Source organism: Psychrobacter raelei (assembly GCF_022631235.3).
Classification (GTDB): domain Bacteria; phylum Pseudomonadota; class Gammaproteobacteria; order Pseudomonadales; family Moraxellaceae; genus Psychrobacter; species Psychrobacter raelei.
In genome coordinates this window covers 2,701,632-2,720,877 of the sequence record NZ_CP093310.2, presented here as the reverse complement: position 1 = coordinate 2,720,877, position 19,246 = coordinate 2,701,632, and the positions used below count along the sequence as shown (strand labels likewise).

14 protein-coding genes are annotated in these 19,246 nt (G+C 44.2%); 10 read left to right on the top strand and 4 right to left on the bottom strand.

Annotated elements, in window-relative coordinates; genetic code table 11:
- Positions 1–293: 293 nt before the first annotated feature.
- Positions 294–2,513: an NADP-dependent isocitrate dehydrogenase gene (locus tag MN210_RS11395; RefSeq protein WP_110817047.1), complete on the bottom strand. Its 2,220-nt coding sequence runs from the start codon at positions 2,511–2,513 to the stop codon at positions 294–296.
- 624 nt (positions 2,514–3,137) lie between these two features.
- Here MN210_RS11395 and MN210_RS11390 point away from each other — a divergent pair.
- The 3 genes from MN210_RS11390 (at position 3,138) to glyA (ending at position 6,545) form a co-directional block, all read left to right on the top strand.
- Positions 3,138–4,490, top strand: coding sequence for a GNAT family N-acetyltransferase (locus MN210_RS11390; RefSeq protein WP_338412235.1), 1,353 nt, complete (start codon positions 3,138–3,140; stop codon positions 4,488–4,490).
- Between the two features lie 34 nt (positions 4,491–4,524).
- Complete coding sequence (locus tag MN210_RS11385; protein ID WP_011961297.1) at positions 4,525–5,034, top strand: chorismate--pyruvate lyase family protein; 510 nt, start codon at positions 4,525–4,527, stop codon at positions 5,032–5,034.
- A gap of 254 nt (positions 5,035–5,288) precedes the next feature.
- Entirely contained in the window at positions 5,289–6,545 is a 1,257-nt protein-coding gene (glyA, locus tag MN210_RS11380) for a serine hydroxymethyltransferase (protein WP_241878615.1), read from the top strand.
- Positions 6,546–7,101: 556 nt separating this feature from the next.
- On the opposite strand, the gene MN210_RS11375 is transcribed toward glyA, so the two are convergent.
- A complete protein-coding gene (locus tag MN210_RS11375; protein WP_241878614.1) occupies positions 7,102–7,350 on the bottom strand; it encodes a DUF2164 family protein in 249 nt (82 codons plus the stop codon).
- Between the two features lie 187 nt (positions 7,351–7,537).
- Between MN210_RS11375 and pepF the strand changes: the two genes are divergently transcribed.
- Positions 7,538–9,334 (top strand): oligoendopeptidase F, encoded by a 1,797-nt coding sequence (gene pepF, locus MN210_RS11370; RefSeq protein ID WP_241878613.1) that lies wholly within the window; start codon positions 7,538–7,540, stop codon positions 9,332–9,334.
- Between the two features lie 72 nt (positions 9,335–9,406).
- Here the strand turns inward: pepF and gltS are convergent, their stop codons facing one another.
- Entirely contained in the window at positions 9,407–10,681 is a 1,275-nt protein-coding gene (gltS, locus tag MN210_RS11365; RefSeq protein WP_011961293.1) for a sodium/glutamate symporter, read from the bottom strand.
- A gap of 753 nt (positions 10,682–11,434) precedes the next feature.
- Positions 11,435–12,733 carry a glutamate-5-semialdehyde dehydrogenase gene (locus MN210_RS11360; protein ID WP_241878612.1) on the bottom strand — a complete coding sequence of 433 codons (1,299 nt, stop codon included), beginning with the start codon at positions 12,731–12,733 and terminating at the stop codon, positions 11,435–11,437.
- A gap of 363 nt (positions 12,734–13,096) precedes the next feature.
- Between MN210_RS11360 and MN210_RS11355 the strand changes: the two genes are divergently transcribed.
- The 6 genes from MN210_RS11355 to MN210_RS11330 all read left to right on the top strand — a co-directional run bounded on the left by MN210_RS11355 (position 13,097) and on the right by MN210_RS11330 (position 18,980).
- Entirely contained in the window at positions 13,097–13,909 is an 813-nt protein-coding gene (locus MN210_RS11355; RefSeq protein ID WP_041773361.1) for an ABC transporter ATP-binding protein, read from the top strand.
- 469 nt (positions 13,910–14,378) lie between these two features.
- The gene (locus MN210_RS11350; protein WP_110817041.1) at positions 14,379–15,173 is read left to right on the top strand and encodes a transporter substrate-binding domain-containing protein; all 795 of its coding nucleotides are present in this window, start codon (positions 14,379–14,381) and stop codon (positions 15,171–15,173) included.
- A 109-nt stretch (positions 15,174–15,282) separates the two neighbouring features.
- Complete coding sequence (locus MN210_RS11345; RefSeq protein WP_011961288.1) at positions 15,283–16,125, top strand: ABC transporter substrate-binding protein; 843 nt, start codon at positions 15,283–15,285, stop codon at positions 16,123–16,125.
- 260 nt (positions 16,126–16,385) lie between these two features.
- Positions 16,386–17,150 carry an ABC transporter substrate-binding protein gene (locus MN210_RS11340; RefSeq protein ID WP_425605655.1) on the top strand — a complete coding sequence of 255 codons (765 nt, stop codon included), beginning with the start codon at positions 16,386–16,388 and terminating at the stop codon, positions 17,148–17,150.
- A 354-nt stretch (positions 17,151–17,504) separates the two neighbouring features.
- Positions 17,505–18,245 (top strand): ABC transporter permease, encoded by a 741-nt coding sequence (locus MN210_RS11335; RefSeq protein ID WP_011961286.1) that lies wholly within the window; start codon positions 17,505–17,507, stop codon positions 18,243–18,245.
- Between the two features lie 9 nt (positions 18,246–18,254).
- A complete protein-coding gene (locus MN210_RS11330; RefSeq protein WP_011961285.1) occupies positions 18,255–18,980 on the top strand; it encodes an ABC transporter permease subunit in 726 nt (241 codons plus the stop codon).
- Positions 18,981–19,246 lie beyond the last annotated feature (266 nt).

Below are 19,246 nucleotides of genomic sequence, written 5' to 3'. Positions count from 1 at the left end.
CCGTGTTTTGTTATGGCGAAAGATATTCTGACGGCTCAAAAAAAGTTTTGTTTTTGGGGTTGTGAGCAAAAGGTTTTAATCTGCTTAAGTTTAATCATACTAAAAGGCGGACTTAATAGTCAGTTTACAAATCGTATCTGTCATCACTTATGAGCGGTTGTGATTTTAATTTCTAACCAAAAAAAATACCCCAAGAGACTGCTCTTAGGGTATTTTTTTAGATAAAGCGGAATCGCTTTAACTAAATGGGCTTAGCTTTAAGCTGTGAAAAATACTTAAATAAGTACCTAAACTTAGATAGAAGCGATAGCTTCATTAAAAGTTTTGCTTGGGCGCATAACTTTTTGAGCCAAATCTTCATCAGCAAAATAGTAGCCATGAATGTCTACAGGCTTACCTTGTACTTCATTAAGCTCTTTAATGATGGTTGCTTCATTATTGGTAAGCTGCTCAGCTACAGGCGTAAATTGAGCTTTTAACTCAGCATCTTTGTCCTGAGCGGCAAGCTCTTGAGCCCAGTACATGGCCAGATAGAAGTGACTGCCACGGTTATCAATCTCACCCGTTGAGCGAGAAGGTGACTTGTTGTTAATTAACAGCGTCTCAATGGCTCGGTCTAGCGTCTCTGCCAATAGCTTAGCTTTGGCATTGTCATCGTTGTTGGCCAAGTGCTCTAATGACACAGTTAACGCTAAGAATTCACCCAAAGAGTCCCAACGTAAGTGGTTTTCTTCTAGCAATTGCTGAACGTGCTTAGGCGCAGAACCACCAGCACCGGTTTCAAATAGACCGCCGCCCTTCATTAATGGTACCACGGATAACATTTTCGCACTGGTGCCCAGCTCTAAAATCGGGAATAGATCAGTCAGGTAGTCGCGTAGGATGTTACCTGTGGCTGAAATAGTGTCTAGACCACGGGCCACACGCTCTAGCGTATAACGCATTGCACGTACTTGTGACATGATTTCGATGCGTAGACCTTCCGTGTCATGATCATTTAAGTAAGTTTTTACTTTTTTAATCAGCTCATTTTCATGAGGACGGTAAGGGTCTAACCAGAATACCACAGGGGTATCTGACTCACGAGCGCGGCGAACGGCAAGTTTTACCCAGTCTTGGATAGGCTCATCTTTCACCTGACACATACGCCAGATATCGCCTTTTTCAACATGCTGCTCAAGCAGTACTTCACCTGTCTCATTATCGACAATACGAGCCATGCCTGCATCACTTGATTCAAAGGTTTTGTCATGTGAGCCGTATTCTTCTGCTTTTTGAGCCATTAGACCCACGTTTGGTACCGTACCCATAGTGGTTGGGTCAAAGTTACCATGCCATTTACAGAAGTTGATCATCTCTTGATAGATACGCGCAAAAGTTGACTCAGGCATGACCGCTTTACAGTCATACATCTTGCCATCAGCACCCCACATTTTACCGCCGTTACGAATCATAGCAGGCATTGAAGCATCTACGATAACGTCACTTGGAGAATGGAAGTTGGTGATGCCTTTTGAAGAGTCTACCATGGCCAGACGGGGGCGATGTTCTTGGCAGGCATGCAAGTCTTGTTCGATCTCTTCGCGCTTAGAGGCAGGCAATGTTTTGATCTTCTCGTAAAGATCGGCCATACCGTTGTTTACGTTAATACCAAGCTCTTCGAACAGCTCGCCATGTTTTTCGAAGGCTTCTTTATAATAAATACGTACTGCATGACCAAATACGATGGGGTGAGATACCTTCATCATGGTCGCTTTTACGTGTAAAGAGAACAAGATACCTGCGTCGCGGCAGTCTTCCATTTCACGCTCATAGAACTCAAGCAAAGCTTTTTTGCTCATGAACATTAAGTCGATAATTTCTTTGTCTTTTAACGCAATCTCAGGCTTAAGTACTTTGGTTGAGCCATCGTCAAGTTGTAGCTCCATACGTACGTTACGCGCCTTGTCTAGCGTCATAGACTGCTCACCGTGGTAGAAGTCACCACTGTGCATGTGTGAGACGTGCGTACTTGACCACTGCTTCCATTCACCCATTGAATGCGGATGTTTGCGCGCGTAGTTTTTCACCGCTTTTGGTGCACGGCGATCTGAGTTACCTTCGCGAAGTACTGGGTTTACGGCACTACCAAGAGCTTTACCATAGCGTTTGCGCAGCGTTTCTTCTTCTTCAGTTTTTGGGTCTTCTGGAAAATCAGGAATCGCATAGCCTTTGTCTTGAAGCTCTTTAATGGCTGCTTTAAGCTGTTGTACTGAGGCACTGATGTTTGGCAGTTTGATGATGTTGGTATTAGGGTCTTGGGTCAGGCGACCTAGCTCAGCTAGATTGTCTGGAACACGTTGCTCTTCGGTTAGATAGTCTGGGAATTCAGCTAGGATACGCGCAGCAACTGAAATATCGCTGGTTTCAACAGAAATACCTGCTGTCTTCGTAAAGGCTTCAACAATAGGTAGCAGTGATAACGTGGCAAGCGCTGGCGCTTCATCGGTTTTGGTATAAATAATTTTTGACATTATAGTAATAGGTTCCTTTAGGCTGTAGTGAATAAGAAAGCTTAAATTGTCAAATAGCTCAATTGTGATGGGCAACAATGAGCTATGAAAGGGGGAAGTCCCCATGGGGCAGTTTTTCAAGATATTTTCGATCAGTTATCACCCATAACAGCGTAATCTGAACGAGGGGTCTCAACCTTTCTTTGATTTAAGCCAGTTTCAACTAATGACTCACAGAGGTATTATAGTCGATCAACTATAAATTCGATATGATGTCAATTGTATAGGATGAACTAAGTATACTATTTTTACCAATATGCTCTGTATACAAATTATATTAAGCTATTTAGGGTATATTTTACCAGTGATTGGCGTGGATATCATCCCTTACGTACAATTGTTGTTTTTTGAAAAACAAAATAGCAAAATAAGTCATCTATGGGCGTGTAGATGGCTTTTTTTATGCCTAAAGCAGCCTGCTTGAGCGCTTATTAACGCCTACATAACTTATTAATGCCTACCTAAGTACTAATGCCTACCTAAGTAGTGAAAAAAAACGGCGCATTTAACGGGTTGCAAATTGTGACCGCAAAAAAGCTCTGTATTTGCTAATCTAATAAGCCATTAAAACCATAAATAGACCTTATGACCTATTCATATGCCCTAACTCAAGACTTAACTTGGCAGTCTGCTATTAACTGGCAACAGCCCGATACCCCTTTTATGTCCTATGCCTATTGGCAAGCACTGACAGACACTGGTGCTATTGGGCAACAGTCGGGGTGGGTGCCGCTGTATGTGCTGATTTACAAAAATCCGCGGCACAACGACAATGGGGATGCGTCCAATAATTATCAAGACAACCTGCCACAAAACCTGCCTAAAACGGATACTTTTGAGAACTTAGTTGCTGCGATACCTTTATTTATAAAGGGGCATCATCAAGGTGAGTATGTGTTTGATCATGCATGGGCCGAGGCTTATGCCCGTTATGGGGCAGACTATTACCCCAGATTGGTCACCGCTGTGCCTTATACGCCCGTAAGCGGCCAGCGGTTTTGGTTAGCAAAAGGCGCTGCTTTAACGACTGAGATTTGGCAAGCAGCGATTGCGGCCATTGATGAGGTAGCCAAGCAGACGGGTGCGTCAAGTTGGCATGGCCTATTTATGCAGCACCAGCAAATAACCGCAGCCAAACCCTTATCTTCAATGAGCCCGCAGCTACTTGAGCGTCAAGGCTGTCAGTTTTTGTGGCACAATCAAAAGCTGACTGCCGCCGCGGATAACCATACAGATAATCATACAGATAACAACACAGAGGACACCTCGGCGGTGCAGGGTATCAACTCATTTTTAGATTTTGACGATTTTTTGACGACGCTTACCGCCAAAAAGCGTAAAAATATTCGAGCTGAGCGTAAAAAAATTGCCAAGCAAAAGCTAACATGCCGTATCAAAACTGGGCATGATATTGGCTCAGATGACTGGGATATATTTTACCAATGCTATGCGATGACTTACGCAGTACGTGGTCGCCATCCTTATTTGTCCGCAGAGTTTTTTGAGCAAATAGCACAAAGTATGCCGGAGCATCTGATGCTGGCGCAGGCTCTAGATGAGGGCGGTGATATTATTGCCAGTAGTTTGTTCTTTTATGATGATCCAAAACAAAAAAATGCCACTTTATACGGCCGTTATTGGGGGTGCTTAGAGGAGTATGATAGCCTACACTTTGAGCTGTGTTATTATCTGGGCATTGAATTTGCTATTGATAAAGGTTTGGCGTACTTTGATCCGGGTACCCAAGGCGAGCACAAATTGATTCGCGGCTTTGTGCCAACCAAGACTCACTCATTACACCGCATTTATGATCCGCGTTTTGAGCCGGCCATAGCCAATTTCTGTGCCGAAGACCGTCATTATATGCAGCAGTATCGGCAACAGGCTCATGAAGCCCTGCCTTTTAATATTGATAATATGCCGGCGTTTAAAGGCTAAATACCGGCACAAACCTTCTATAAGCTGTCTTTTTATGCGTGCATTTTCCAAAGATTGTATCCCGTTTACCGCCTTTAAAACTCTTGACGAAAGCCAAAAAGCTTGGATAACCTCTGATGGTTCGTTGACTGCACTATTGGAGGCCAAATCTGGTCAACCGCTGCAGGTCAAACGTACTTTTGAGGGCTATAGATTGCTGAGCATGGCGCAAAAAAAACAGCTGGGTTATAAAGGTATAAAATTAAATCGTCCGATGTTGGCGTGGGTACGTGAGGTGTTGCTTTTTGGCAATAGCTTGCAGCCATGGGTCGCTGCGCAAAGCATTTTTCCGCTACCAAGTCTAAAGGGAGAGGCCAAGCGCTTACAGCATTTGCAGGGTACGCCCATCGGGTATGTGCTATTTAAGCGCCAAAAAACCTTACCCAATCGGCGCCTTATTGAGCCCACTAAAGCGGGCTGGCGGCGCAGTACCGTTTATGACTGGCATGGTCGCTCACTTATTATTAGCGAAACCTTTTTACCTGAGCTTTTTTTGGTCAAATAAGGGCAAAGTATCCATCCTATAATTGGCGTCAAAAATAGCTGAAAAAACATCCGCTTTTTGGGGTGTTTTTTCGCTATAGTCAATGACATTTCATGTTACACTTATTGCTTAATGTGCGAAGTTGCTGCCTCTTACAATGTCTTTATGGCATTGCCTGATGTTTGTCGTTTCAAATTTCACAAGACCTAGGGGTGGGCTGGTTTAGCGCTTGTATTTTTTATATGTTGTATGTGACTGATTAATAGGATAAAACTATGTTTAAAGATATTAGCATTAAAGATTATGACCCTGACTTGTATCAAGCCATGGTGTCAGAAACCAAGCGTCAAGAAAGCCACATCGAGCTTATTGCATCAGAAAACTACTGCTCACAAGCAGTAATGGAGGCGCAAGGTTCTGATTTAACTAACAAATATGCCGAAGGTTATCCTGGCAAACGTTACTATGGCGGCTGTGAGTATGTGGATATCGTTGAGCAATTGGCCATTGACCGTGCTAAAGAATTGTTCGGTGCTGAGTACGCCAACGTACAGCCCCATGCAGGTAGCCAAGCCAACTCTGCTGTTTTCTTAGCTCTATTAGAAGCGGGTGATACGGTACTGGGCATGAGCTTAGACGCTGGTGGTCACTTGACTCACGGCGCACACGTGAACTTCTCAGGCATCAACTACAATGCCGTTCAGTACGGTCTAGTAGAAGAGACGGGCCTTATTGACTATGACGAAGTTGAACGCTTAGCGAAAGAGCATAAGCCAAAAATGATCATTGCTGGTTTCTCAGCGTACTCACAAGTGGTCGATTGGCAGCGTTTCCGTGACATCGCAGACAGCGTTGGCGCCTATTTATTTGTTGATATGGCACACGTTGCAGGCCTTGTAGCCGCTGGCGTATACCCAAGCCCAGTGCCTTTTGCTGATGTGGTCACCACCACCACGCACAAAACTCTACGTGGTCCACGTTCAGGTCTCATCCTATCTCGTGATGACAAGTTAGCTAAGAAGCTAAACTCAGCGGTATTCCCAGGCAACCAAGGCGGCCCATTAATGCACGCTATCGCTGCTAAAGCGGTGTGCTTTAAAGAAGCGCTTCAGGACGACTTCAAAACCTACCAGCAGCAAGTGGTTAAAAACGCTCAAGCAATGGCAAAAGTTATCCAAGAGCGTGGCTATGAAATCATCTCTGGCGGTACCGAAAACCACCTAATGCTAATCAGCCTAGTTAAGCAAGAAATGACCGGTAAAGAAGCGGACAAATGGTTGGGCGACGCCGGCATTACCGTCAACAAAAACGCTGTACCAAATGATCCTAAATCACCATTTGTGACCTCTGGTATCCGTATTGGTACACCAGCCATCACCACTCGCGGCTTCAATGAAGCACAAGCTGCTGATCTAGCGGGCTGGATTTGTGATGTGTTAGACAGCCGTGGTGATGAAAAAGTATTGGCAGATACTCGTGCTAAAGTTGAGAAAATCTGTGCAGAGTTGCCAGTATATGAGCGTAACCAGTAAGCTATTGTAGTAATATAAAGATAGATAAGGGGGCTAAGTCTTAGCCCCCTTATTTTATACATGGATAGCAAATATAGACTACCGTTAAGTGCTCTCAATGAAGAAGGTGTTACTAAGCGATAGTAAAAATAATTAAGGAGGTTTAAATGTTTAAGACATTAGTAATACCAATGGCTCTTGCTGTTATTTCAACCAGTGTTTATGCAGGCAGCATATCATCTACAAGAATAGGTAATACCAGTATTTATTCAAATGGTATGTCATCAACAGATATCGGTAATCAGACGCTGTATTCGAATGGTAGCTCATCAACGCACATTGGAAACCATTCTATTCATTCAAATGGAAGCTCGTCGACACGTATTGGCAACAATACAATAAACTCCAATGGCACATCATCGACGCGTATAGGCAATAGTACGCTTCATTCAGATGGCACGACTTGTACTACTATTTACTCTAATACCATCTGTAACTAGGAAATAAAACCCAGCGTTGCAAATAAAAAAGCCGCTTAGCTTATAGCTAGGCGGCTTTTTTATGCGGATAAAAACGGTTAGTCTTTTTTTAAAACAGACAAGTCTTCTAATATGCTGGTAAATCTATCATATAGCCAAGGCTCAGAATCCTCGATGGCTTGATCATAAATCTTGGGACCAATTAAATTCACCATATAATCTAGTAATAACTTAGTTGGCAGGTTACCTATATCTATATCAAGCTCATCACTCATATAATCTCGCAGCTCATCGAGCAGAAGCTCTTCGTCCTCTTTATCTAGTTGCAGCAGTTTTTTGTGCTTCATAATTAACTCAGTCAGTATCTATAAAGTAGAACACTTGAAGATAGCTCAAGGCGCAGGCAGGGTGTGGTACTATTGATGCTGATTAAAACCAGTCTACTAAAAGCCCATAGATAAAAGCTATTTAGACCGACCACTACCACATAATGGTTATGCCATCTTACTACAGACAAAAAATTAAAGGAGTTATATGACGACTCAAGCGTTACCCAAGCGTAGCGATGTACCCAACCATCTAACCTGGGATATGACCGCACTATATGCCACGCCAGAAGATTTCTATGCAGACCTAGATAAAGCGGGCAAGCTTGCCAATGAGCTGACCTCAGAGTCGATGCTGAATCTCACCGATGCGGCCAGTATCGTACATCTACTACAGACTTATGAAGCTTATTTGACCATTTTGTCCAAAGCAGGCACCTATGCCGGCGCCCAAAGTGCGGTAGATATGGGCGATCGTGAGCTGCAAATCAGAGCCAGAGATTTTGACTCAGAAACGGCTAAATTAAACAGCCAGACTGCAATAGTGGCGCAAACCCTAAAGCAAGCTGACGAGGCTGTGATTAAACAAGCGATGGCCGACAATGACAAATATCGTGCTTTTTTAGCAGACTTATTGGCGCAAAAGCCGTACACCCTAAGCTTGGAGTTAGAAACGGCGCTGATGTCGTTATCGCCAGTACTCGACTTGCCGTATCAAAACTACGAGCAGTGCAAATTGGCTGATATGAGCTTCCCAGACTTTGAGGCCAATGGTCAGAGCTATCCGTTAAGCTTTTCAGCGTTTGAAAACGAATACGAAACCGCAGTCGACACCGAGTTTCGCCGTAATGCTTTTAAGGCGTTTTCAAAGCGATTACGTGAGTCTCAGCACACCATTGCTAGCAACTATTTAACCCAAGTCAAAAAAGAGAAAATCATGGCCGATATGCGCGGCTATGACTCAGTATTTGACTATCTACTGCACGATCAAAAAGTATCGCGCGCCATGTATGACGAGCACATCGATACCATTATGCAGCATCTTGCACCGCCAATGCGCCGCTATGCCAAATTGCTGCAAACGGCTAATGGTATCGACAAAATGACCTTTGCTGATTTAAAAGTGCCACTGGATGCCAACTTTGTGACGCAGGTGAGTATTGAAGAGGCTAAGCAGTATTGCGTGGATGCTTTATCGTTACTGGGCACCGATTATACTGATATGGTAAAGCGCTCGTTTGAGGAGCGTTGGTATGACTTTGCCCAAAACCAAGGTAAGAGCACGGGCGGATTTTGTGCCTCTCCTTATGGTGAGCACTCGTATGTCTTGATGTCTTGGACGCATAACTTAGGCGATGTGTTTACCTTAATTCATGAGATTGGACATGCTGGGCATTTTTATAATGCGGGCCAGACTCAGAACTACTTAAGCTATGAGCCATCTTTGTACTTTATTGAAGCGCCTTCAACCTGTAATGAGCTGCTACTTGGCCATCATTTATTACAGCAAAATACCGATGACAAAGCGTTTCAGCGTTATGTGGTGTCATCACTGTTATCAAATACTTATTATCATAACTTTGTGACCCATTACCTAGAAGCACACTTCCAGCGTGAGGTATACCGTGCGGTAGATGCTGGCAAGAACTTGAGTACTGAGGATTTACATCAGTTGATGCAGTCCACATTGCAGCAGTTCTGGGGTGATGCGGTAGAGATTGATGAGGATGCGGCGCTGACTTGGATGCGTCAGCCGCATTATTATTTAGGTCTGTATTCTTACACCTATAGTGCTGGTCTTAGTATTGCCACTCAGCTGTTTAAAAAGCTGCGTCAAGGTGAGGATGTGATTGATGATTGGCTGGCTGTACTGCGTGCAGGTGGCACCAAAACTCCGGCTGAGTTGGCACAAATGATAGGGGTAGATATCACTGACAAAGCGACGTTAGTTGATAGTATTGGCTTTATTGAAACGTTAATCGATCAGGCTATAGATTTAACGTAATAGATAAAAAAAGGGAGAGATTAAAGCAAATCTCTCCCTTTTTTAGGTTATTTAAGCGTGTACTAAACTTTCTTACATAAACGGTAATTTAGTGAAAATCTGTAATACGGTAGCGTTGACGATATCCACAAAGAAAGCACCTACCATAGGCACAATTAAGAAAGCTTTGTGCGAAGGCTGATAACGATCGGTGACCGCTTGCATGTTGGCAATGGCAGTCGGGGTCGCACCCATACCAAAGCCGCAGTGACCTGCTGCTAAAACGGCAGAATCATAGTCTTTACCCATAATTCTAAAGGTCACCAAGTAGGCATAACCGATCATAACTAAGGTCTGTACGACTAAGATAATCAATACAGGACCGGCAAGGTCGGTCAGCTGCCAAAGTTTTAGTGACAACAATGCCATTGCCAAAAATAGGCTTAATGAAGCGTTGCCAATCACGTCAATGGCGCGGTCAAACATATGGAAGTCAAACACCATGGTCAATACGTTACGCAAGATAACACCGCCAGCCAATGCCCAAACGAAGGTGGGAAGCTCAAACCAAGTGCCTTGACCCAAATTAGTCATGATATCTGCAAAGGCTAATGACGCTGCAAATAATGCCAAAGACTCAATGGTCGAGGAGGCAGTAATCAGACGAATGTTGTCTGGTTTCTCAAAGATCTCTTTATTGCGATAAGCTTCTTCTTCATTGTGCTTGGTGCTATATAAAGATTGCTCACCGGCCAGCTTTTCAGTCGGGGTAGGGTTGGGGTTAACCTCGCCTGGTTTTACACCCAATCTGTTGATTAAACGGCGAGCTACTGGGCCACCAATCACACCACCGGCAACAAGACCGTAAGTGGCCGCAGCGATACCCAAGGTCGTTGCACCGACCACGCCGTATTGCTCTTCAAGCGTGATACCCCAAGCGCCTGCAGTACCATGACCACCGGTCAGCGCAATAGAGCCTGTCACCAGACCTAGCAGAGGATCAAGCCCCAATACACTGGCCATGGTCACACCCACCACGTCTTGCAAAATGATAAATACTGAGACCACAATGGTGAAGATTAATAGAGGGGAACCACCGGCTTTTAGGCGGCTAAAGTCAGCGCTTAGACCGATTGAGGCGAAGAACATCAGCATACAAGCGGTTTGAAGCTCCTGCTGGAAGTTAAAACTATACCCCCATATGATATTAAGTGCATAAACAATGGCGGCTGCAACTAAGCCACCTGCCACAGGCTCAGGGATGTTAAAGTCTTCTAAAAACTTCACCCTTTTTACCAAAAACCGTCCCAAGAGTAGGACGAGTGTGGCTAATATCAGCGTATAGTAGCCATTTAAAGTAACTTCCATTCGTTGCTCCTTTTTATAAAAATAAAGTTACCCTCATTGGACTTCCAGCATGAGCTGCTCCAAAATAAGGTTTGCTTTGTGCATTAGACTTTAAATAGTAGTTAAAAAATAATCATTAATTTAGCCAGAGCACGGGCTTTATTGGCTTATGATAAGCGCTACTGGGCCACATCTTTTGGCTAACTATTAAGACTTTAGGTATATGGTTAAAGATTAGAAAATCACTAACTAATAGATGTTACCGAAGCGGTAAACCGTAGATAACCACAAAAGATAACCACAAACTTTAGGTATCCCTGAGGAGAGTTGCAGCTATATGTTCGACAAGCCAAATATCTGTCTTAAGCAGATCACGTGACCCACTTTTACACACAATCAGCGTTGCCGGTTGTAGAGGATAGGCCTATATTACTAAAGATGCGGCTGTAAATCACTCTAAAACTTATTTAGATCGTTATTTAGAGGGCGCATTTTATCTCATAATTATCTTTTAAAAAAATAGCTACGCGGGTTTTGTGATGATTTTAACGCACAAGACTCAGTGCCAAGCTAGGTCATAAATGATCTTAAATGGCTGAATTTGATAAGATTATTTCGCAGCCAGTTAACCTAACTGCGCCATAAAAAAACGCCAGCATTTCGCTGACGTTTTTGATAAAGGGTCTGATGGAGTTTGATTAACATAATCACTTTTATCAACCAAATTACTCCCAAAAATGGCCACCTTGAGCCAATGGGCTAGGCAATCCTAGCCTAGCTACGCACCTCGCCATGACCATAGACAACCCATTTTTGAGAGGTAAGGCCATTGAGTCCGACGGGGCCACGGGCATGGATTTTGTCAGTTGAGATGCCAATTTCAGCACCCAAGCCATATTCAAAGCCATCTGCAAAGCGGCTTGAGGCGTTAATCATCACACTGGCTGAGTCCACTTCGCGAATGAAGCGCTGCGACTTACTATAGTTATTAGTGATAATCACATCAGTGTGATGGCTGCCATGGGTATTGATGTGGTCAATGGCGGCATCTAAGCCGTCTATAATTTTGACCGCTAAGATGGGTGCTAAGTATTCGGTATCCCAGTCGCTATCTGTGGCATCACTTAAGTGGCCGGCAAGCTTAGCATTGTCTTGTAAAATGGCTTTTGAGGCGGCATCTAAGCGAAGCTGCATGGCGTCATCGGCTGCGACAATGGCCTCGGCTATCTGAGGTAACAACTCATTAGCAATCGCTTGATCTACCAACAAGGTTTCCATGGTATTACAGGTGCCGTAGCGATGCGTCTTGGCATTAACACTGACCTTAATAGCAATCTCAGGGTCGGCGTCACTGTCAATAAAGGTGTGGCAGTTGCCATCTAAATGCTTAATAACCGGCACGCGCGCATCTTGGCTAATACGGGCAATAAGGCCCTTGCCGCCACGTGGCACAATCACATCAACATATTCTGTTAAGGTAATCAGCTCTCCCACTGCGGCGCGGTCTGTGGTCTGTAACACCTGAACACCGTGCTCAGGCAGACCGGCCTGTTTTAGACCAGATAAGATATATTTGGCAATCGCTTGGTTTGACTCATAGGCTTCTGAGCCGCCGCGTAAAATAATGGCATTGCCAGATTTTAGTGCCAAAGAAGCGGCCTCTAACGTCACATTGGGACGAGACTCATAAATCATGCCCACCACGCCCAAAGGTACCCGCATTTTACCCAGCTGAATACCAGAAGGACGGTAAGTCATGTCAGTGACTTCACCAATAGGGTCAGGCAAAGCGGCCACATCTTTTAGGCCTTGTAGCATCGCCTCAAAGCGAGATTCATTAAGTGCCAAGCGGTCAAGTAGGGCGGCATCTAAGTTGTTGCTTCGGCCATTGTCCATATCGATTTTATTGGCGGCTAATATTTCGTCTTTGGCCTGTTTTAATTGCTCATAAATAATTAACAAAGCGGCATTTTTGTCACCGGTATTGGCGGCGGCTAACTTTCTTGAGGCATTTCTTGCCTGTTTACCAACTTGCTGCATATAGGCTTTTATATCACTGATGGCTTGTGTCATTGTTGTCTCCTGATGCTTTTTTGCTTATTGATTGGGGTTGTTTTTTATAAAAATAAGATGAGGTTTAACATAAAGCAGATGTCCCTAATAGTAAAGTGACCACACAAAACTTGACAGTGATTTTTGGGCATAATCCACCGCATAAAGGCATCACAACATTTGCCTATGTGTGGCTAATAAGCGACAATATGCAGTTTTATTGGGCTATTTTGATCGCCCATAATTGAGCATTTTTATCATCACAGCTGCTATAGGCTTTAATACATCGTATTTTTTGAGGCGATTGTCTATTAATCTGCTTATTCAAAAGCCTTGCAGTGTTATAATCTCTTCTCAAACTTATTTTGGATGCGTGCCACTGTTATGCCACACACTACTTCAGATCGACCCATTGCCCTTGATTTGCAAAATATTCATAAAAGCTACGGCTCGCTTGAGGTATTAAAAGGGGTCTCCCTCACCGCTTATGATGGCGATGTCATCTCAATTTTGGGCTCATCAGGCTCAGGCAAGTCTACGTTACTGCGCTGTATTAACCTGCTCGAAAAGCCCAACCAAGGCACAATTACCTTAGGGGGTGAGTCGCTTAATTTGGTACCGGGTAAGTCAGGCGAACTACAAGCAGCCAACAGAGCCCAGCTTGAGAGCTTCCGTGCGCGCGTCGGTTTTGTTTTCCAAAACTTCAACTTATGGCCGCACAAAACCATCATTCAAAACATCATCGAAGGCCCAACACAGGTGCTAAAAATCAGCAAAGATCAGGCCATTAGTGAGGCTGAGCAGCTGTTAAAAAAAGTTGGGTTACTGGATAAAAAAGATGCCTACCCTGACAACTTATCAGGTGGTCAGCGTCAGCGTGTGGCCATTGCCCGTGCGCTGGCGATGAACCCGCAAGTCTTGTTATTCGATGAGCCGACATCTGCTCTGGATCCTGAGCTGGTCAATGAGGTGCTAGCAGTGATGCGTGATTTAGCAGCAGAAGGGCGCACCATGCTGATTGTGACCCATGAAATGCGCTTTGCCCGTGACGTGTCCTCACAAGTGGTGTTTTTGCATCAAGGCCGTATAGAAGAGGCGGGTACACCAGAGCAGGTATTTGATAATCCAAAGTCTGCTCGGGTTCGTGAGTTTATGGCCTCACATCGCGCTGATGCCAATAAGCTGCCTTTAAATTAGTTGGCCCAGACTGTAAACCTAGCTTTTTAGATAGATGAATAAAAAAGAGTGTGTGCTTCTTAAAGTGCGCATTCTTTTTTTTGGCTTATACAAGGCTTGAGCGCCGCATCCGCTTTTTTTGCGGGCATAACTGGGGTTGGAATGAGTGAAGTAAAGCATCGAAATGATTTGTTTTTAGCCCATTGCTCATGTATTATTTTTGTTTATAAAGTTTTACACAACTATTTTTCATTATATAGCCAGTCTCACCACAGTCGTACCACGAAAATCTAGTAATCTGGCCTAGGTAATACGCTTTGTCGTGAGTTATTTTTTTTATACGGCTCAAGTGGTATAAGTTCGGCTAAATCCATATCTAATAATCGATACCCCTTAATTCGTGCTTGATGAGCGCTTAATTAATCCAAATTAATCACGTTAAGCCAATTAAATAAGCAATAAGCCAATGTTGGCTTCGGAGAAACAACCCATGAAGTTATTTGAAAAAAAGTTATCACGAACGAGCTTGTCTGTTTTAGCCTTAGCCGCCGTAGTGGGGCTAACGGGCTGTTCAAAGTCTGAAGATACCAAAGCGGGTGAAGCCACTTCAGCAGAAGGTAAAACCATTCGCATTGCGACAGAAGGGGCCTACCCTCCGTTCAACTACACCAATAATGATGGCAGCTTAGGCGGCTTCGATGTTGATGTGGCCAATGCTGTGTGTGAACAGATGAAAGCCAAATGCGAAATCGTTGCTCAAGACTGGGACGGTATTATCCCTGGTCTATTGGCCAATAAGTACGATGCCATTATCGCCGGTATGTCCATCACACCAGAGCGCGCGGCAACGGTTGATTTTAGTGCCCCTTATTTCTCAAATACCATGGTTTGGTTGGCCAAAAAAGACGGGAGCTTTAGCCCTGATGATGTGACCAATAAAGACTTAGGCAGCCAGCGCTCAACCACTTTAGGCGAGTATTTGCTAGATAACTTCGATGGCAAAGATGGCAACAAGGTTAACTTATATGATACCTATGAAAATGCCTACCTTGACCTAAAATCAGGGCGCGTAGATGCCGTATTGGCAGAAAAAGTATCTGCAGCTGACTGGTTACCTGAGAATCCTGACTACGCCGTCATTGGTGAAGAGATTGATAACGACGATCACTTAGGGATTGCACTGCGCAAAAACGACCCTCTAAAAGCTGAGTTTGACAAAGCCATTGAAGCCATCCGTAGCAATGGCAAATTGGCTGAGATTGAAGCGGCTAATTTTGGCAAATAATTAAGCCACTTAGTTATCGCAGAGCATTAAAGATTATTCAATGGCTATGAGACACTTGTTAAATAGCCATTAAACGGTTATCAAATTTTATCTAAAGTTAGGACTTATCATGACAACTTTCCCAAAAGCAAAAAGTAAATGGGCTGTATTATCTATGGCCTTATCTGGTCTGATGCTGGCCGCTTGTAACAACAGCCAAGCGCCTGCTGATGCCGAAACTGGCGCAGCTGAGGCAGCTGATAGCGCAGGTCAGACTATCCGTATCGCTACCGAATCAAGCTATAAGCCTCTTAGCTATACCGATGCTGATGGTAAGTTAATCGGCTTCGAGATCGACTTAATCCATGCCTTATGTGATGAGATGAAAGCCAAGTGTGATATCAGCTCACAAGAGTGGGATGGCTTAATTCCAGGGCTTCAAGCTAAGAAGTTCGATGCCATTATCGCTGGTATGTCTATTACCCCTGAGCGTCTTGAAAAGGTCGATTTTACTGACCCTTACCTAAATAACGGCCTTATCTTAGTGGCCAAAAAAGGTGAGAACGTTAGCGTAAAAGATGATTTTAGTAATATTCCAGTCGGTGCTCAGCGCGCCACCATCGCCGCTCAGTATATCGAAGCGTCGCATCCTGAAGCTAAAGTAAGCTTATATGACACCCAAGAAAATGCTTATCTAGATCTCACTTCAGGTCGTATTCGTGCCTTGTTCTCAGATAAAGTTACTGCCGCCTATTGGTTAACCAGTGAAGAGGGCAAAGCTTTTGAACAAAAAGGCGAAGAGTTCAATAGCGATGATGCGATGGGTATCGCTGTGCGTAAAGGCGATGCGCTGGCCGGTAAGTTCAACCAAGCATTAGCCGCGATTAAAGAAAGTGGTAAATATGATGAGATTTCGGCGCCTTACTTTGGTACCAGCAACACCGCTGCGGCCCAAAAAGCGGCTGCTCAATAGGCCATTATCTCTATTCATTGCTGTCTATTGTAAGACAGCAATATAAGCACGTTAGCGCCTAAGGCAATGACAAGGTGCTGGTATTGCTGGCTGAAATCGTAAGTTTTTAATTTGCCATCTGGTTTTGATGGGGCAGATAAGGCGATAAGATTTCAGGCCAGCTTTTTTTAGATTTTTATAAGGACGTAAGGATGGTTAACTCACTACCTGCCGCGGCTCAATTCAAAAAAAGCCGTTTGCTTAAAGGCACCGCCACTGTCATGGCCACACTATCATTGTCGCTACTTTTGAGTGGTTGTAATAACCAACAGACTGAAGCGGACGATAAAGCTGCGGGCGCACAGGAAGGACAAAAAGTGCTGCGCATTGCCACTGAAGGCTCTTATGCACCCTTTAATTACACCGATGCTGAGGGTAATTTACAAGGATTTGATGTCGATATTGCCAACGCCTTATGTGAGCAAATGAAGGTGAGCTGTGAGATTCAGGCTCAAGATTGGGAAGGCATTATTCCAGGTTTAAAAGCCAAAAAATACGACGCCATTGTGGCCGCCATGTCAGTGACTCCAGAGCGCTCACAACAAGTCGACTTCACCGACCCTTATTTTACCAATGCCTTGGTGTTTATTGCCAGTAAAGACAGCACATTTGATCCCAGTCACAGCGATAATATAACCAGCAGCAAGATTGCCGCTCAGCGCTCAACCATCTCATCTCAGTGGTTAGAGTCTACCTATCCCAAGGCCAATATGCAGCTGTATGACACCCTTAATAATGCCTTTTTGGACTTAGAGTCTAATCGTGTTGATGCTATGATTTCTGACAAACTGCCGGCGATAGAATGGTTAAGCAAAAACAACTCACAGTTTGAAGTTAAAGGGGCGGATATCGAAATTGATGATAACTTTGCCATTGCGGTGCGCAAGCAAGATGCACTAAAAGAGCAGCTCAATGAAGCGTTGGCTGCGATTAAAGCCAATGGCACTTATGATCAAATTAAAGATAAGCATTTTTCGATCAAATAATCAGTGACATAAATAGCCAAAGTGACAAGTAAGTGCGTAAGCTTTAGGGCTAATTTAGAACAATTAATATAAAACAAAGACAGCCTCACTAAGCAGTGGGGCTTTTTTATGCCCGAAAATTGACTTAAGCAGTCAAATAAGCGCCATCGTCAGCGCATCTTATACTTAACGAACCCTAGTAGAATATGTTAGAATTCGCCGCTTGCATGTTTTTTATATGAAAAACTCGTCTCAGTGTGTTCTCCATGCTTAATGACAGCCGCCAGATTGAAGACGGGTCAATGAGCGTTCGGTTTAACGGCTCTTGTCAGCGCTTCTTTCCTTCTACTTCTCATTATTTAGGTATCTTCTCACGTGTTTGATTTGCAAGGTTTTGGACATCTCTTACTTAGTGGCTCGTTGATTACCATCAAACTTGCTTTATCAAGTCTTGCAATAGGTTTGGTATTGGGGCTATTGGGCGCTACTGCGAAGCTCTCAAAAATTTGGATATTACGCAAGTTGGCGACGGTATATACCGCAACCATGCGTGGTATCCCAGAGCTGTTATTAGTGCTGTTTTTATACTACGGCGGCTCCATGCTGATTATGGCCATATTACAAAAATTTGGCTATAACGACTATGTGGAAGTGAGTCCGTTTTTGGCAGGTGTGTTGGCACTATCTATTGCCTTTGGGGCGTATGCGACCGAAGTGTTTCGCATGGCGATCCAAGAGATTCCCAAAGGGCAATGGGAAGCAGCTGAAGCCATAGGTATGAAGCCAATGCAGCTTTATTTTCGCATCATAGTGCCCCAAGTCTGGCGCTTGGCGCTGCCAGGTCTGGGAAACTTGTTTTTGGTATTGTTAAAAGATACGGCCCTGGTTTCTGTGGTGGGTCTAAAGGACATCATGTACCATGCGGCGCGCGGGGCACAGGCCACGCAGCAGGCCTTTACCTTTTATATGGCGGCCGCTTTTATTTATCTGGGTCTAACCATAGTGGTGACCGCCTTTATGATGTGGCTTGAGTGGCGGGCCAACCCGTCAAAACGCTATGCAAAAAAATTGGCAAAGCAGCAAGTTTCACACTCACTAGATGCAGCACAAGGGTAGGGGGCAATTATGGATTGGAATTGGCAAGTAATTTTTACATACCTACCTGATTTACTAAGTGGGGTTGTGCTGACCACGCAGTTGGTGGTTATCTCTGGTGTGCTTGGCCTGTTTTTTGGACTGGGTCTGGCATTATTGCGCTTATCGGCTAGTCGCTGGGTTCAAGTGCTGCCATTTTTGTATATATTCTTTTTCCGCGGCACACCGCTGTTGGTACAGATTTTCTTGATTTATTATGGTCTGTCACAGTTTGAGTTTATCAAAGATTCAGCGCTGTGGGAGCCGGTGTTAAAGCAGCCCTTTTGGTGTGCAATTATCGCCTTTACTTTAAATACCAGTGCTTATACTGCTGAGATTATTCGCGGGGCCATTCAGTCTATTCCACCTGGTGAATTGGAGGCAGCTGACGCCATAGGTATGTCGCGTTGGCAAAAACTTACCCGAATTACCTTGCCGCGTGCTTTTGGCATCATGCTACCTGCCTACAGTAATGAAGTTATCTTTATGCTAAAAGGCAGCTCGCTTGCCATGACCATTGCGTTAATGGACATTACGGGTATTGCTAAGACCATCAGTGCGCGCACCTATACCATCTTTGAGCTGTATTTTGCTGCAGGTTTAATCTATTTAGTGTTGTCTTGGGTGATTTTACTAACGTTCCGCTTCTTAGAGAAGCGTATGAATCGTCATCACACTTATGTACCACCTGATGTGGCGACCACCACCATTCCTTAGTCCCTGATAAGCTAGTTACTTCATATAAGCGGCTAACCCTCACATTAAGTCAAAAGCCAGTGCCAAATCGCACTGGCTTTTTTGTCATCTGGGTGTCATAAATCTTTAAACAAGCTGTCATCTCATCGAAGTAGGCTAGGGCACTGTACTCTTTGTCCAGAGTTATCCCCCGTTGAACATTTTTTTGAGGAATCTATGATGCGCCGCCCAGTTGCCCTTTGTTCTAGCCAAGACAGCATTCGCCAAACACCGGCTGACATAAACTT